Source organism: Tenacibaculum litopenaei (assembly GCF_964514025.1).
Lineage (GTDB): Bacteria > Bacteroidota > Bacteroidia > Flavobacteriales > Flavobacteriaceae > Polaribacter > Polaribacter litopenaei.
The window spans coordinates 22069-37656 of record NZ_CAZEQT010000001.1 but is presented as its reverse complement, the minus strand read 5'-3'; the positions used below and the strand labels follow the sequence as shown (position 1 = coordinate 37656).

Annotated in this window: 11 protein-coding genes; 3 read left to right on the top strand and 8 right to left on the bottom strand. The window is 39.2% G+C overall.

Annotated elements, in window-relative coordinates; genetic code table 11:
• Window positions 1-35: 35 nt before the first annotated feature.
• Complete coding sequence (locus ACKTS5_RS00130; RefSeq protein WP_408041790.1) at window positions 36-1094, top strand: hypothetical protein; 1059 nt, start codon at window positions 36-38, stop codon at window positions 1092-1094.
• 34 nt (window positions 1095-1128) lie between these two features.
• On the opposite strand, the gene ACKTS5_RS00125 is transcribed toward ACKTS5_RS00130, so the two are convergent.
• Both ACKTS5_RS00125 and ACKTS5_RS00120 read right to left on the bottom strand, forming a co-directional pair.
• Entirely contained in the window at window positions 1129-2028 is a 900-nt protein-coding gene (locus ACKTS5_RS00125) for a transporter (RefSeq protein WP_408041789.1), read from the bottom strand.
• 61 nt (window positions 2029-2089) lie between these two features.
• A complete protein-coding gene (locus ACKTS5_RS00120) occupies window positions 2090-2950 on the bottom strand; it encodes a DMT family transporter (protein ID WP_408041788.1) in 861 nt (286 codons plus the stop codon).
• A 123-nt stretch (window positions 2951-3073) separates the two neighbouring features.
• Between ACKTS5_RS00120 and ACKTS5_RS00115 the strand changes: the two genes are divergently transcribed.
• On the top strand, window positions 3074-5815 hold the full coding sequence (locus tag ACKTS5_RS00115; RefSeq protein ID WP_408041787.1) for a DEAD/DEAH box helicase: 2742 nt from the start codon (window positions 3074-3076) through the stop codon (window positions 5813-5815).
• Window positions 5816-6124: 309 nt separating this feature from the next.
• Here ACKTS5_RS00115 and ACKTS5_RS00110 read toward each other — a convergent pair whose 3' ends face one another.
• The 5 genes from ACKTS5_RS00110 to ACKTS5_RS00090 all read right to left on the bottom strand — a co-directional run bounded on the left by ACKTS5_RS00110 (window position 6125) and on the right by ACKTS5_RS00090 (window position 11885).
• Window positions 6125-6859 carry a protein phosphatase 2C domain-containing protein gene (locus ACKTS5_RS00110; RefSeq protein WP_408041786.1) on the bottom strand — a complete coding sequence of 245 codons (735 nt, stop codon included), beginning with the start codon at window positions 6857-6859 and terminating at the stop codon, window positions 6125-6127.
• Complete coding sequence (gene mfd / locus ACKTS5_RS00105) at window positions 6859-10218, bottom strand: transcription-repair coupling factor (RefSeq protein ID WP_408041785.1); 3360 nt, start codon at window positions 10216-10218, stop codon at window positions 6859-6861. Before mfd ends, ACKTS5_RS00110 begins: the two co-directional genes overlap by 1 nt.
• A gap of 93 nt (window positions 10219-10311) precedes the next feature.
• Complete coding sequence (locus ACKTS5_RS00100; RefSeq protein ID WP_408041784.1) at window positions 10312-10812, bottom strand: nuclear transport factor 2 family protein; 501 nt, start codon at window positions 10810-10812, stop codon at window positions 10312-10314.
• A gap of 50 nt (window positions 10813-10862) precedes the next feature.
• Window positions 10863-11207, bottom strand: coding sequence for a biotin/lipoyl-containing protein (locus tag ACKTS5_RS00095; RefSeq protein WP_408041783.1), 345 nt, complete (start codon window positions 11205-11207; stop codon window positions 10863-10865).
• Window positions 11208-11321: 114 nt separating this feature from the next.
• Window positions 11322-11885: a YceI family protein gene (locus ACKTS5_RS00090; RefSeq protein WP_408041782.1), complete on the bottom strand. Its 564-nt coding sequence runs from the start codon at window positions 11883-11885 to the stop codon at window positions 11322-11324.
• A 117-nt stretch (window positions 11886-12002) separates the two neighbouring features.
• On the opposite strand from ACKTS5_RS00090, the gene ACKTS5_RS00085 reads away from it, so the two are divergent.
• On the top strand, window positions 12003-12887 hold the full coding sequence (locus ACKTS5_RS00085; RefSeq protein WP_408041781.1) for a winged helix-turn-helix domain-containing protein: 885 nt from the start codon (window positions 12003-12005) through the stop codon (window positions 12885-12887).
• Window positions 12888-12918: 31 nt separating this feature from the next.
• Here the strand turns inward: ACKTS5_RS00085 and ACKTS5_RS00080 are convergent, their stop codons facing one another.
• On the bottom strand, window positions 12919-15312 hold the full coding sequence (locus tag ACKTS5_RS00080) for an aminotransferase class I/II-fold pyridoxal phosphate-dependent enzyme (RefSeq protein WP_408041780.1): 2394 nt from the start codon (window positions 15310-15312) through the stop codon (window positions 12919-12921).
• Window positions 15313-15588: the final 276 nt, after the last annotated feature.

Below are 15588 nucleotides of genomic sequence, written 5' to 3'. Positions count from 1 at the left end.
AAAAATCGCTATTTTTGATAAAAACCCGTAGCACTATGTCTTCAGAAGAAAAATTGATGTCTCAAAAAAAACCAGCTTTTCCGGTCACTGAAGAGCTCCATGCCTATTTGACCGAACACAGCAGGAATATCAAAATTCCAATTTTCTACGAAGATTTGCTGCGCTTTCAAGGGTCGATAGTCGTTTACGATAAAAACGATGTAGACACCCTTTGGGTACGCACGTACTATTCCGAATTTGAGCGAGAAGAAATCGATTTAAGTTTAAAAAAGGTATACACCATTTTGCATTCTAACGGTAATGAAGAAACCATCCCATACCTCAACATCGATGCTATCGACTACTGTACCTTTGGGAACTCCAAGCCCTTTCGAGTAAAAGTGCGTAATATTCTCAATGATAACTATACCTATTTCTACGTCAAAAAAACAGACGCCTCTCGAATTTACGGTCTGGAATTAGAACATATACTCTCGCCGTATAATTTAAATTTCTTGGTTTATAAAGACACCCTTATCGAAGAGCACATTGCAGGAATTCCTGGAGATGACTTTATCAAAGAATTTCTGCCTAAATGCCGAGAATCGGAAAAAGCTCAGATCGCCAAAGAGTTTGTAAAGTTCAACGAGCGTTGTATGATCAGACTGCTAGGGGATATGCGTTCGTACAACTACGTTATTGTACCGACACACGACTTTGACCACGTCGTTTACAAGATCAGAGCTATTGATTTTGATCAACAGTGTTTTGAAGGAAAATTTAAAGTCTACTACCCACAGTTTTTTAAAGAAAATTACCCGATGGTAGCATTGGTAGGCGACAAACTTCACGAAGCCTCTATCAACCAATACCGCATCGAAGAGCGCTCCATAGTAGCCAAACGCATACTGAGTTCAGAACAGCGTATTCAACAGTTGATTTTCTGTATGAAAAACGATGTCATTTCAACCGATAAAAACATTCAGTTACTCAAGCAGCAAGTGTTTGATTTTACAAAAGATATTGCCTTCAAAAAGAGTAGTAATATGGGAGAAATTCTAGAAACTGCCTTGGAGTTTGTCAAGAGGAATTACGAAAACATGAGTGTTTTATAAGAAAAAAACCGCCCATAAGGCGGTTGCTATATCGTTAATTTTTGTAGACCAGTCCAATTGAAAAGCCGCGCTCATTTCCGAAGTTACGACCGTCCAAATTCAGGCCATACCCCGCTGAAATACCGAATTGCTGTTGGTATACTGGTACATAAACATCAAAACTCAAATTGGTATAATCAACTTCTGTTTGCGACAAGGCTGTAGGACCGCCATTGGCACCAAATTCTGCTGATCCGATATCATACCCCGAAGTAGAATTTTGAATACCGAGCTTTGCATGTGCGTAAATCCACGAGTTGTAATAACCGAGTTTAAAACTGTGTAATAAGGCATTTGGAACGCTGAAATCGCTGTTACTTCGCAAACTCACTCCCGTTTGTACTTCGGCAAACAGGTTTATTTGAGTCGTAAATTGTGCAATCGCAATTCCGTCAAAGGCCGTTGCCTTATTCCCAATAGAAATAATCCCATTTCCTTCGTAGTTACTGAGGGGAAAGCTAATTCCAGAAGCTACTCCCAAAGAGAATTTACTTCCTCCTTCAAAATGATGTTCAAACAATCGCGCTTTTAAAAACAACGATAAATCTTGAATTCCACTCTGTTTGCTTTTTTGGTGAACTGGATCGAGTGTTCCCGCTTCACTTTCTACTGAAATATACGGAACACTTGCTACTGCCGATAACCAATTGTTAATTCCGTATTCACCGTAAATCCCGAGGATGGTTGAATTAATAGCACCCAAATTTGCCGGGTTGCTAGCCGTCAATGTTTCGCCTCTGTAAAATTGATCATAGCTCTTGTTGGAATAGCTCAAAGCCACGGTAAAACTGTTCTTTTCCGGATAAAATCCGGTAACAGGTGTTTGAGCATTTACAAAAAAAGGACAACAAAAAAGCATAGCAATTCCTAAGAAGGGCTTTTTTAATGAAAACATAGTGCGTTAGTTTTTAGTTTGCTACTTAGACGACTAAATTCTCAAACACTTACACCAGGAACTACTTATTGTTACTTCGAATACTTTCAATAACGACGGTTGCCAAAATCAAACCTCCTCCTAAAAGGGTGTATACCGTTGGTACTTCATCTAGAAATAACAAGGCGAGTACTATTCCGAAAATAGGTTGTACGCTACTGATAATGCTGGCTGTGGCAGCAGAGAAAAACTGAAGCGAATGGACCATTAAACTGTGCCCGATGGCTGTAGTTAGCAACGCCAACAATAGTAAATACGGCCATTGACTCACAAAACCAGAGCAGTCCATAAAAAACAGGGTAGGGGCCAAGCACACTGCGATAATCAATGTCTGATAGAGCATCAGCATAACGCCGTTATACTGGGTAACAAACTGCTTTAATATCAATAATCTAATGGAATAGCACAAGGCAGATAGCAAGCCGAATAAAATACCTTGAACATGCGTACTTTCCAAACTAAACTCTGGTGATAAAATATATAACCCAGTGAGCACCATTCCGCCCAGAACCAGATAAATCGGATTAAATTTCACCTTCAAAAAAACGGGTTCTAAAAAGGCAATCATAACTGGAAAGGTATACAACGACAGCATTCCCGTTGCTACGTTAGAAAGTTTGAGTGCATAGAAATAAGTAATCCAATGGGCTGCCATAAAGATTCCTCCGATAATAAAGGGGCCGTAATGCGCTTTTTTACGAATGCGAAGGTCAATTTTTTTCACTTTACAAAACAGTAATAAGATCGGAAAAGCAAAGGCCGACCTAAACCATACGATGACCTCAGAAGGCATTGCAATATACCTTCCTAACACTCCAGAAGTACTGATAAACAGCGTTGCTAGTAACAAACCTGCAAGTTGTTTAATATGTTGATTTTGCATGTGGTAATTTTGAATTCCAAATGTAGGAAAGTAGAATCTAATTTGACCAATCACTCCGTAATTTAAATGAAAAATCAACTACTTTTTAAAATTTGTTTAAGTTAGCCTTTCCAATAAATTTCTATGATCAAAGATTATCTCAACTATTTGTACAAATGTTATCAAGCCGACAATAATGAGAGCGGTATGCTTAACTTTTTTGCGGCGAAATACGAACACCAATCACTGGTCAAACCAGTGGAGGAATTGACCAATAACCAATATCCTCTTCAATTTGTAAAAGACAGTATTGCCAAATCCATACAACAAACATTAACCTTGTACAGCAACGATAAGGAGCTCTGGTATGCAACGTTATTTTGTACGGGAAAAAGAAAGGATTTTAGAAAGCGAACCCAGGTACTACAGGCACCGCTATTTTTATACAAAGCCCAATTAGTAAACAGAGAAGACGACCACTTTATCAAGATAGATCACGACTCCAGATGCCTGAATATAGCCTTTTGTAAAACCTTGGAATTTCGTTCTTCTTTTGACGATTTCTACATAGCCATCGACCAATTGTTAGCGCAGCACCGCTATATCGATTTTGAGTTTATTAGCGCCTTAAAACCTGTACTAAAAAAACACGTCCACAATATTGCTTTTAATGAGGATTTACTAGTTTTTCCACGATTAAAAAATCAAACCTTCTTAAAAAACTACGCAAAGAATACATCGAACTTCGATACGTACACCTTGCACCCGGCCGCTGGCTTCTGCGTAATAAGCAAAGTTGTTAATACCAATGCCATTGTGCGCGAATTAGAACAGCTAAAGGAGAATGATAATTATTCGGAGGGCCTTAAAGCTTTTTTTAGTGATCAAAAACAGCATCTAGGCGCTCTAAATCGGTCTATCCACATCCCTTTGTTACTCAATAAAGCCCAAGAACGCGTAGTAAAAAATGCCAGCAGCTACAACAAGTCTATCATCTTTGGTCCCCCCGGAACCGGGAAATCTTATACCATTCACGCAATTGCTCAGGACTATATAACCCAAGGAAAAACTGTATTGATAGCGACCAAAACAGCCCAAGCTCTGGAAGTACTTTCAGGCAAGCTGATGAAGTCTAAACTGGGTAATTTCTCTATCAAAGTTGGGGGAAACTATTACAAGCGTAGCCTCATTGCCAAAATTAACAGGATTTTCAGCGGTAAGTATTACGATCACGACCACCTAGAAAAAGCCAGAGATACTAGCAATACTGCGCAGCTACTTCAAAAAGAATTGACATCGGTAGCAAAAGCATTCGAAAAAAAGACTGCCAAAGAAATTGACAGCGCAGAGGCCCTGCTTTCCGAGTTTTATTTTAAACGAGTTTCATCAAAGCTACACATCAATACACTACGCAAATTTGAAAAAGAGGAATGGTCGTTAATCACTAAATATTTCAATTTACTTGAACAATACGAAAAGGCGGCAAATGAAGCCCTATATCGCAAATTGATAAGCAGTATCAATACCTATGCAGATTCCGAACTCAAAAAACTTGGAATTATTCGAAATGTATTACAAACAGAAGAAAAATCAGAAATAAATAGGGCATTACAAAACCTAGATGCCCTTCCTTTGACCCATTTCTTACCAATATGGTTAGTTAAAATCGATGAAATATCACGGTGTTTACCCCTTCAAAAGGACCTATTTGACATCGCTATCATCGATGAAGCCACACAATGTGACATGGCTTCGTGCTTGCCTATTTTTCAGCGGGCAAAAAAAATCGTCGTTGCTGGCGACACCAATCAGCTACGTCATTTGAGCTTCCTGTCGAAAACTCAAATGCAACAATTTCAAGCACAGTATTCAATAGGGGAGCCTCAAGCTTTTGATTTTAGAAGAAAAAGCCTCTTAGATTTCTGTTTAGAACGGACTGAAAAAGGCTCTCAAACCGTACTATTGGACGAGCATTATCGATCCCTTCCCGACATTATTAGGTTTAGCAACGAACAGTTCTACGGAAAATCGCTGCGAATTATGACTGAAACGCCTAGTAAACTTCAGAAAAATGCAACGGAACTGCACTTCCTTACTTCGGTATCTGCCGGACCTGTGAATACCGCTGAGGTAGACGCGATTATAGTCGTACTCAAAAAACTGATTGCAAAAGAAAAAGAACTCCCTAAAAACGCCTCCAGTAGTATTGGGGTTTTGTCTCCTTTTCGTCAGCAAACGAATGCATTAAGTAAGGCAATCAAGGAAACTTTTGAGTTAAACACTCTTAAAAAACACCAAATAAAGCTTGGAACTCCCTATCACTTTCAAGGAGAAGAACGAGACATTATGCTTCTTTCCATGGGAGTTTCACCGCATTCACATCACGGGAGTATCCATTACCTCAACAAGGAAGATGTATTCAATGTAGCCATTACGAGAGCTAAAAACCATCAGTATGTCTTTCATTCCATTACAGCGAAAGAACTACCCGAACATTCGCTACTAAGAGCTTATCTAGATTCCTTTACGACCGTTAAGGGCACACCAAAAACGTCCCACACATCAGAAGATGTTTTTAGTGGGCTAGTTCAAAAGTTTCTGGCTACCTATGACCTCAACATTTATGAGGGGTATGACATTGCAGGATTATCCATCGATTTGCTATTGGAACGCGAAGGAAAGTACTTAGCTGTAGATTTGATTGGTTATCCCGGCAGTTACACTGCTGCGTTCAATTTGGAACGCTATCGTATTCTACACCGAATGGCAATTCCCGTCATTCCCATTTCCTACTTGAGCTGGACATATCAAGAAGAAACGGTAAAAGAGTTCTTGAATCAAACGATACTTTCAATCTTGAAAGTACCGGGTAACCAAGAACCCTAATAAGCAGAATTCAAAATGCTCTTAAAACACGATATAAGCGCTCTGTAAAATAAGAGAGCCTACCTGTATTGCCAGAATACACTTTTAAGAGTTACTAAGTTATTGACTACTCACCATACTACAAAAATAGTTGTTGTAGCTGGTCTTTTAATTGCATAAATGGCTTCTTTAGGGCTTTTCTCGTTTTGCCAGGTCGTCAACAAAGAGCCACAAAAAAGCACACAAGAATCTCGGGCTGGAGTCTTCAGGTTGTTATTTAACTTACAGTCGCGAATACACGTTCAAAACACAGGTGCTTTTTTTAAAATTTTAAAAATCACAGCGAATGACTGCTAGGTCATCAGTAGCCTTCCAAGCATTTGCTTTTTCTAAGTTGTTTACCAATCGAGCCAGTTTTATAAAGCTTCCTTCCATCCGATCCGTGGCACAGAGCGCCGCTATTACGGTATCAGAGTTTTCCTGGTCCGCGGGTTCCCTGAGATTTTTAAAGGCGTGCACACCATCAGTAGCGAGAAGTAATTGCTCGAGCTGATTACAAGAAACTCGTTGCTGTTGAGCAGCGTACCACGTATCAAAAGGCTCATCGAGGTGATAGCCTAAATAATCAGGGGCATTGTCTTGTTCAAAATCATACACGTCGGTATTGACACAAACAACTCCATCTCCGACCACCAATACTTCTGCCTCCTGCTGTTTTTCACACACGACTCCGATAACCAACGTGCTCAACAACTCATACTTGTCCAAATCTAACATCCTTTTCATATCATTTAAACCTAAAAACAGCTCTTTTAAGACCGTTTTAAGCTGCTCTTTGAGTGTTGTAGTGGAAGGCTGTACAAAATCCTTGTAACGTTCTTCTTTTGCAATCTTCCGAAGAAGCTTGACAATCAGCAAACTCGCGAAAACAGCCTCCTTTCCCATGGAACATCCGTCCATCACGGCCAGGAGTCTTCTGTCATTTGCCAAGCTTTCAGTAACGAGAGCGTCTTCACAGTGTTTAGCGTGAAAATAACCGCGTTGTAATACCGTGTCTATATGCATTACGAAGGGTTTGAAGCGACAGCACTCAAGGTCGAAAAAGCCTTGTTTACCGAGTCTATTTTAATAAAAGTTACGAGCAAACGAAGCCCGTTTTTGGTTTCTTTTTCTTTCATCACACAGCTCTTAGCATTGCGCTGTACGTACTGAAGCATTTTAGTAAATGCAGGGGTTTGATAAAACTCACTTTGCTGATCAGCCACAAAATAACCAATCAAGCGCTTTTGCTTGAGCACTACCTTTTCCAGCCCCAATGATTTCGCCAACCATTTTATTCGGACGCTGTCGAGTAAGTCTGCAACTTGCGTAGGATAAGGACCAAAGCGATCCACAATTTCACTTTCAAACACGCTGAGCGCTGCCTCGTCTTGTACTTCTGAAAGCTTGTTGTACAATACCAGGCGCTCACTGACTGCATTGATATAATCGTCTGGGAACAAAATTTCAAAATCCGTATCGATCTGGACTTCTTTGACAAACTCTTTGGGTTCGTTAGCACTTGTAGGATACAGCTCTTTAAATTCGTTTTCTTTGAGTTCTTGAATGGCTTCTTGTAGGATTTTCTGATAGGCATCAAACCCGATATCGTTGATAAATCCACTCTGTTCACCTCCTAACAAATCACCAGCACCGCGAATTTCCAAGTCCTTCATAGCGATATTGAGTCCACTTCCTAAATCAGAAAACATTTCCAAAGCTTGGATTCGCTTACGAGCATCATCCGTCATGTGATGGTAGGGGGGAGTTATGAAATAACAAAAGGCTTTTTTATTAGATCGCCCAACACGTCCACGCATCTGATGAAGGTCTGACAGTCCGAAGTTATTGGCATTATTGATAAAAATTGTATTGGCATTCGGTACGTCTAGTCCTGATTCAATGATGGTAGTAGATACCAAAACATCGAATTCATTATTCATAAAACTCAACATCAATTCTTCGAGTTTTTTCCCTTCCATTTGACCGTGACCAATCCCTACTTTCGCATCTGGTACCAAGCGCTGTATCAGTCCGGCCACCTCTTTAATATTTTCTATTCTGTTGTGTATAAAAAACACCTGACCTCCTCTGGCAATTTCATACGAAACAGCATCGCGAATGGTCTCTTCGCTAAAGCGAATCACATTGGTATCGATGGGGTGTCGGTTGGGGGGTGGGGTTTTGATGACCGATAAATCACGAGCCGCCATCAAACTAAACTGCAGGGTTCTCGGAATAGGTGTCGCCGTCAAGGTTAGGGTATCAACGTTTTCTTTGATTGTTTTGAGCTTGTCTTTAGCCGCGACTCCAAACTTTTGCTCTTCGTCAATAATGAGCAAGCCTAAATCTTTAAATTTTACATTTTTATTGGTCAACTGATGTGTTCCGATAACAATATCCACACTACCATCAGCAACTCCTTCTAATACGCCTTTTCGCTGCTTTGCAGTTCTAAATCTATTGAGGTAATCAATAGTCACCGGAAAATCTTTTAATCGCTTAGAAAAGGTTTTAAAATGCTGAAATGCCAAAACGGTCGTCGGTACCAAAATAGCGACTTGTTTCCCGTTATCTACCGCTTTAAAGGCAGCTCTTATGGCTACTTCTGTTTTTCCAAACCCTACATCACCACAAACCAACCTATCCATGGGTTGTTCTTTTTCCATATCCGTTTTCACATCGTGGGTCGCAGTGTATTGGTCGGGAGTATCTTCGTATAAGAAACTCGCTTCCAATTCGTGTTGCATATGCGTATCTGGACCAAAAGAGTAGCCTTTTTGCAGCTTTCGCTTTGCGTATAATTGAATGAGGTTAAAAGCAATTTCCTTGACGCGAGTTTTGGTTTTTTGCTTGATTTTTTTCCAAGCATTTGAACCTAGTTTATAAATTTTCGGAGCTTTTCCGTCACGACCATTAAATTTTGAAATTTTATGTAACGAGTGTATGCTCACGTACAAGATATCGCGATCTCCATAGACTAATTTAATGGCTTCTTGCTTTTTACCCTCCACATCAATTTTCTGAAGGCCACCAAATTTTCCTACTCCGTGATCGATGTGTGTTACATAATCTCCAACCTCTAATTTGGTCAACTCCTGCAAGGTGATCGATTGCTTTTTTGCATAGCCGTTTTTCAAACGGAATTTGTGATATCGCTCAAATATTTGATGATCGGTATAACAAACTAGTTTTTCTTCGGTATCGATAAACCCTTGATACAACGAAAACACGACTGTTTCATAAGGAACTTCTTGTTCTGCGTCGTCAAAAATATCTTTAAAACGCTGTGCTTGTTTTTCGTTGGCACAGCAGATGTAATTTTTATAGCCGTTCTGATCGTTTTTTACGAGGTCATCAATCAGTAAATTAAACTGCTTGTTAAAAGACGGTTGGGGTTGAATCGCAAACAAGATATCGCCTTCCGAGTGTCCTGCTCTTAACTCAGAGCGATAGGTAATTTCAGTTAGGGTGAAGTTTTTGAGTTCTTCTGCGATCTGATTTCCATCGCAAAACAAGGCCTGAGGTGCTGCGTGATTGAGTTCTTTTGACAAGTTCTCAAAAGCATTCTCCGCCTTTTCAAAAAACGTATCTAACTGCCCCTTTACAGCTCCTATATTACGAGCAAAAACAACGGTTTTAGAAGCTATGTATTGTAAAAAACTCTCGCGCGTTTCTTGTAATTTCTTGTTTTCTACGTTGGGCATAATGCTCACCTTCTTCAACTTGTCTTTGGAGAGCTGCGTTTCTACGTCAAATGTTCTGATACTGTCTACTTCATCCCCAAAAAACTCAATTCGATAGGGTTCATCATTAGAAAATGAAAAAACGTCAATGATACCCCCTCGAACCGAAAACTCACCGGGCTCGGTAACAAAATCAACGCGATTAAAATGGTATTCAAAGAGTACTTCATTGACAAAATCGAGTGATAATTGTTCTCCTATTCCCACTTTCAAGGTACTTTTTTCGAGTTCTTTTTTAGTGACCACCTTTTCAAATAAAGCTGCTGGATAAGTGACTATGACCGCAGGTTTTTTTCTCGAATTGATTCTATTCAGTACCTCTGAACGCAAGAGTACATTCGCATTGTCCGTTTCTTCTATCTGATACGGTCTGCGATAAGATCCCGGATAAAACAGGACATTCTGTTCACCGAGTAGTTGCTCTAAATCGTTCAAATAATAGGCTGCTTCTTCTTTATCGTTAAGAATAAGCAGGTAAGGTTTTCCTGCTTTTTTAAAACTTTCTGAAATGACAAAAGACAACGACGATCCGGCCAAATTCGTAATTTGAAAATGGTTTTGATCGAGTTGAAGTTGCTGTACAATCTGCTCAACCTTAGCAGATTCTTGATAATGATTTACTATGGTTTGCTTACTCAACGTAGGTATTTTTCACAAAGGTACGAGTAAAATTTGGCTCTGAGGGGTAAAATTATACTTCTGCTACTAACTGTAGCACAAACGGCAATGGACTTAGCGCTCCGCTAAGCGAGTGGCAGCTAAAAACTGTTGTTCATTTACTGGCATTCCTAACAGTGTATCACTGTCCCAATCTTGTTGTATACGCCAACGGCCAGCACGCTTCACTACTACCACGTGAAACCTACCAAAACTGGTTTTTACAAGTCGTTTCCCTTCAAAAATACGCACGCGATAAAAACCGATTTCGTAAGCTACTTTGTTAAATACCAATCTTTTTTCGAAACTAAAATCTATGGTTTTCCTTTGGGTAGTAGGCTTAGAAAAATTTGTTTGTATAGCTGTTTTATATTCCTTACCTCGACGGCTACCATAATCGTTAATTCGAAGAACATCATCGGTATGTAAGGCGTTAAAAGCTTTCCAATCTCTCATTTCGTAAGCCTTTTTAAAAGGAAACCACACTTGGGTATTGAGCTCATTTACTTGACTAGCATCCTGCCCCTGAACACCAAGAGCACAGCATAAAAAGGCTAAAATTAGTAGGCGAATCATAATAAAATAAGGTATTTAACGCTTCTTAAAGTTACGAAAAATAAGAGAATTTACTCGGTCGGTTCTATCCCTTCGATATTAAAAAGAACGGTTCCTTCTTTAATTTTCCCTTGGGGAGGTGTCGTGGTTATTCTACCATAGCAAAAACTCTCAAATTCAAAATGAAGTTCATGATTTTCGACGGTCATCAATACTTGCCCAGGTTTGACAATATCGCCTACTTTAAAAAAAACTTCTTTCACGGTATATACTCCGTGATCTCCGATCTTGGGCATTTCCACAATCGATTTTTCACCAGGGAGCAGCGGGATATTCGGAACAGTTGAACCTTCCTTTTTCATAAAATCTGTTGATCCTTTCCACAGTTGTAACTTCGATAATAGCTTTTTTAGCATAGCATTTTGGTATTAGGTTATTTTTCTTCATTCCATACAAGAGTATGCCTAATAAACCTTTTGGTTCTAAGACATACTCTTAGGACAATAATACAAAAACTTCAGTTTTAACTATCAAATTTGCAATAAAACATCAAAACCAATGGCATCGGAAATAGCACCATCTCGAAAAGCACTGGTGTAATTTACCTTCCATTTTCTTCTGTCAATTTTAAATTTTGCTCGAAAAGTTTTCTTTTCGTAGTTCAAGTCTGCAGAAAAGTAAATAGGTTTCATAATTCCTTTAATAGTAAGGTTTGCGTAAACCTTTACTTTCGTCTTTTTTTCATAATCGATGCGCAAAATTGACAATACCGCTAGCGGATGTTTTTCCACATCAAAAAAATCGGCTGCCTTGAGGTGATTGTCCAGGTTGGTTCTTCCATCTACCGATTCCAAATCGGTACTTTTCAAGGATTTCATATCAATAACAAAATCACCACCTGTCAATTTATCATCCGACTTTAAAAAATAGCCGTCTAACAATTTGATGGTTCCCTGATGCCCACCAAAATGGAAAACGTAATACCCTTCCCAATGAACCGTACTCTGATGGATTTTTACTGGTAGTTTTTTTTGCGCTGAAGCAGTGATAAGCCCCATAAAAAATAAGAGCCCAAACATGTAAATTTTTTTCATGATATTTATGTTTTCGATAAAACTACTAGGCCCTCGTTCGGGAAGTGTCAAAAAAGTGTAAAAGAAGTGTCAAGCCTTGTAAAATAAGGTGAAAAAGTAATTTATTTGTTCGAAATTATGAATACGAAAACCATCCTCTTATACGGTAGCTGTTTACTTTTAGTACTTTCAGGAGTGCTTTTTTTAAACTTTAGCCCCCCTCAAAATGACTTTAGTAGCAAGGTACAATCCAGCCTTCGAGAAATAGGGCATCAGTTGTTACTTTACAATGCTGATAGTACCTCTTTGGTACGTCCTGTTTTACAACGTAGCCCTTACCATTATCAATTGGAGTTTCAATCGGCTTTAAAAATTGACCCAGGAGTACTCGCCAGTCAATTTCAAAAAAGTCTGGACAAGGCAAAGCTTCCCAACAGCTATAGGGTAGAGGTAATTCCTTGTACCACCGATGCCATTGCACACAGCTTTATCATGAATCAGGATACTAAAGAAGATATCGTTCCTTGTCAAGGGCGAATTTTACCATCCGCTTGTTATACTGTCCATCTACATTTTACGGAACTCCCCAATAAAGCCGATTCCATTCGTTATTTTACCAGTGCGCTCCTTATACTTCTTGGAAGTTTTTTTGCCCTATTGTTCTACTTAATCAGTATTCGAAGGGAGGTAAAAAAGAAAGACAAACCTGCGAATACCAATATTATTTCCCTAGGAAAGTATCATTTTTTTCCGGACCAACACAAGTTGCATTTTCAAGCCCAAGAAGTCGCTTTATCTAGTAAGGAATGTGAACTGTTAGCCCTGCTCGCCAACCGTCCTAACGAAGTTATTACACGTGAAGAATTGAGTAAAAAAGTTTGGGAAGACAAAGGGGTAATCGTAGGACGAAGTTTAGACACCTACATTTCTAAACTTCGAAAAAAGTTACAATTAGATCAAGGCATACAAATAGTCAATCTGCACGGTGTTGGCTATAAGTTAGTAATAGGAAAAGAGGGTTGATTTCTAGTTGAATCAACCCAATCTTTCTTTATTACAAGGTATCTAATAAGGAATGGCTCAAGTGTTCAGTAGCCTGAACAAAGGCATAAGTCTCCTGAGCAACAGCCCCTAATTTTTTCTTTTCCATATCAGCAGTAAAACCAAAATCAAGCGTTTTACAGCCCAATTCCTTTGCTCTACAGAGTGTTTTGTACAGTATTTGCTTGTATACATTGTACTCGTACACCCATTCGTAATCAAGACCAACTATCATAGCTGTATAGGTATCTGCCTGCTTACAACTAAACATGACACCAACCAGCTTAGGTTGGGCTTGCTCATCGTTCGCTAGATATAACTGAATGCAGTCATAATTATCACTAGTATTCATGAGTTGAAAAAAATGAAATGGCAATTTAAATACGTTGAGTTTGTAGGATTTGTGATACACTTGTTCATACAACTGATACCAAGAGCGAAGTTCTGTATCACTGGCTGCTTTCTGATAAGCCACACTGAAATTGTCACTGAACTTCAAAACTTCTTTTCGTACGTTGTACCTGTATTTCTGGTTCAGTCTTTGCAGGTACTCCTCTTCTGAGTTCCAGTTGATGTTACGGACAAAAAAGTTATCAGGCAGCCTAAATTTCGTATAGCCTAATTCCAATAAGGACGTTTCAAAATCACTTTCGGGAGCACCGTAAAAATCACGCAACATAATTTTAGTGGCTCCTTGGTTTTCCTGAACTTCACTTAAGGTCTTTCCTAATAGCCTTAATGCGTGTTTCCATTCAGCGTGCTGGTAATTGAGGTACAGATGATCACCCTTGGTTATTAAAGTCCCCAAAACGAGAGTTTTAGAACTTAAAAAATACGGATTCTTAACTCGTTCCATTTCAACCTTTTCAGAAACAGCTGCCGAAGCAAACATATCATCCTTTGTCCAAGCGAGCGTAAAAAGAGTTTTTAATACGAGCGCTCCGCTAGCATCCTTAATGGTCACATAATAAAAATCCCATTTGTTTTCACGCGTGGTAGTATCGGAAAAAGTACGTTCGAGCTCGTACAAATTAGCACAGGATAGGGTAGGAGTCTTATCAAAACAGTGAGCCCACTCATGTTGATCGATATTCACTATCGATTTATCAATTTTGACCTGCCAATCTCGAACAGTTGAAAGGGGTTGCTTCAAAGACTCCCTATGAAAGTTTGGCAGGTTAAAAACGCGAGCAACTTCCTTACAATCACTCCCATTTTCTTCCAGAGATTCTAGGTATTTCTCTTGCAAAGTACACAGTATTCCTTCTATTTGCTCGACACTGAGGCTACAGTTTATCATAAAACGAATTCCGCTTTTTTTCATAGGAACCGCCGGAAAAGAAGCCACGTTCAAAAAGTAGCCACTCGCTTTCATTTTATTGACAATATCATAGGAAATTTTAGGCAGTCCAACTGGAATAAAAAACAAAGGACTGTCTGTTTTTTGATACTGAGGTAAATGCAATCGATCTAAGCAAGTATTTGTCAGCTGAATCTTTTGCATCAAATCTTCTTGTCGTTGCCTTACTTTGGACGAGGTATGAAAAGCTGCTGAGGCAATAGCAGCGCCTAGCATAGGAGGCTGTATGGGCCCTGAAAATATATAGGTAGCTCCGCAATTTCGGACTTTTCGTTCCCAGTGTTCATTCGGAAAAATCAAACAACCACCAGCAGCCGCATACGATTTGTTTAGCGATACGGCCAAAATCATTTTATCGTGTGCTCCGAGCTCACTAAAAGCAACTCCACAACCGTGTTCTCCGGTCCAGCCCATTCCGTGGGCATCGTCTATATAGAGGTAAAATTTTTTGTAGGTATCCAACAATTTTTTCAGAGAAGCAAAGGGAGCATAGTCTCCGTACATAGAGTACACACCATCGGCAAAATACCAAACCTTCTCGTGTTTGCTACTTAAACTTGCTATCTTCTTCTCTAATGATTCCATGCAATTGTGCTTTACCACATATACTGGTATCTTTTTTTCTTTCAACAACTTAACCGTCATTTGCACACTGGAATGCACCTGTAAATCCAAGACAACGGCATCATTTGGTCCGACAACCACAGGTATAGTTGCCAGGTGCCCCAAGGTTGTACTTGCAGTGACAATAGCCGGCCGATTGTAAATACGTCTCATTTGTCCTTCCAATTCACTGTAAAGTCCTATAGATAAATAGGTTCGTGAAGAAGAAAATTGCGTTCCATATCTTTCTACAGCAGTAATTACGCCTCGTTTGATATCCGGATCGTGTTCAAGTCCTAAATAACTACAAGAACCAAAATTCACATAGGTATCACCATCGATGGCTACTTCACTGGGAAGTGCATCGAGCTCTGTGGAGGTGTAATTGTGAACCAGTTTTCTTTTAAACCCATCTTCAATAATTTGATCTAAAACATCAATCATAGTTTCGTTATTTTTAATTTATAGTTGATTCAAATTAGTACAGCACCTTTTGTTTTCACAAAACGTGCTTTAAAGATGTAGTAGGTAAGAACGAAGCAAAACTCGTTCAAAATAGTAAGCACAAAGAACGCTTTTCTTTGAAAAACAAATGTTAGTAAATTGTAAAATATAACAAACAAAATTCTACTAAACTGATTTTGTGACATATAAGTCTATAGGTAGGATTAAATCAAAACTTACTGTTTAGAAAAAAGCACAAAAACAGGGTTTTTAGAC

What these genes read in the sequence shown, in the direction of transcription:
- ACKTS5_RS00080 (WP_408041780.1), bottom strand. Translation starts at nt 15,312, where the DNA reads ATGATTGATGTTTTAGATCAAATTATTGAAGATGGGTTTAAAAGAAAA.
- ACKTS5_RS00115 (WP_408041787.1), top strand. Translation starts at nt 3,074, where the DNA reads ATGATCAAAGATTATCTCAACTATTTGTACAAATGTTATCAAGCCGAC.
- ACKTS5_RS00120 (WP_408041788.1), bottom strand. Translation starts at nt 2,950, where the DNA reads ATGCAAAATCAACATATTAAACAACTTGCAGGTTTGTTACTAGCAACG.
- ACKTS5_RS00130 (WP_408041790.1), top strand. Translation starts at nt 36, where the DNA reads ATGTCTTCAGAAGAAAAATTGATGTCTCAAAAAAAACCAGCTTTTCCG.
- ACKTS5_RS00110 (WP_408041786.1), bottom strand. Translation starts at nt 6,859, where the DNA reads ATGCATATAGACACGGTATTACAACGCGGTTATTTTCACGCTAAACAC.
- ACKTS5_RS00095 (WP_408041783.1), bottom strand. Translation starts at nt 11,207, where the DNA reads ATGCTAAAAAAGCTATTATCGAAGTTACAACTGTGGAAAGGATCAACA.
- ACKTS5_RS00085 (WP_408041781.1), top strand. Translation starts at nt 12,003, where the DNA reads ATGAATACGAAAACCATCCTCTTATACGGTAGCTGTTTACTTTTAGTA.
- ACKTS5_RS00100 (WP_408041784.1), bottom strand. Translation starts at nt 10,812, where the DNA reads ATGATTCGCCTACTAATTTTAGCCTTTTTATGCTGTGCTCTTGGTGTT.
- ACKTS5_RS00090 (WP_408041782.1), bottom strand. Translation starts at nt 11,885, where the DNA reads ATGAAAAAAATTTACATGTTTGGGCTCTTATTTTTTATGGGGCTTATC.
- ACKTS5_RS00125 (WP_408041789.1), bottom strand. Translation starts at nt 2,028, where the DNA reads ATGTTTTCATTAAAAAAGCCCTTCTTAGGAATTGCTATGCTTTTTTGT.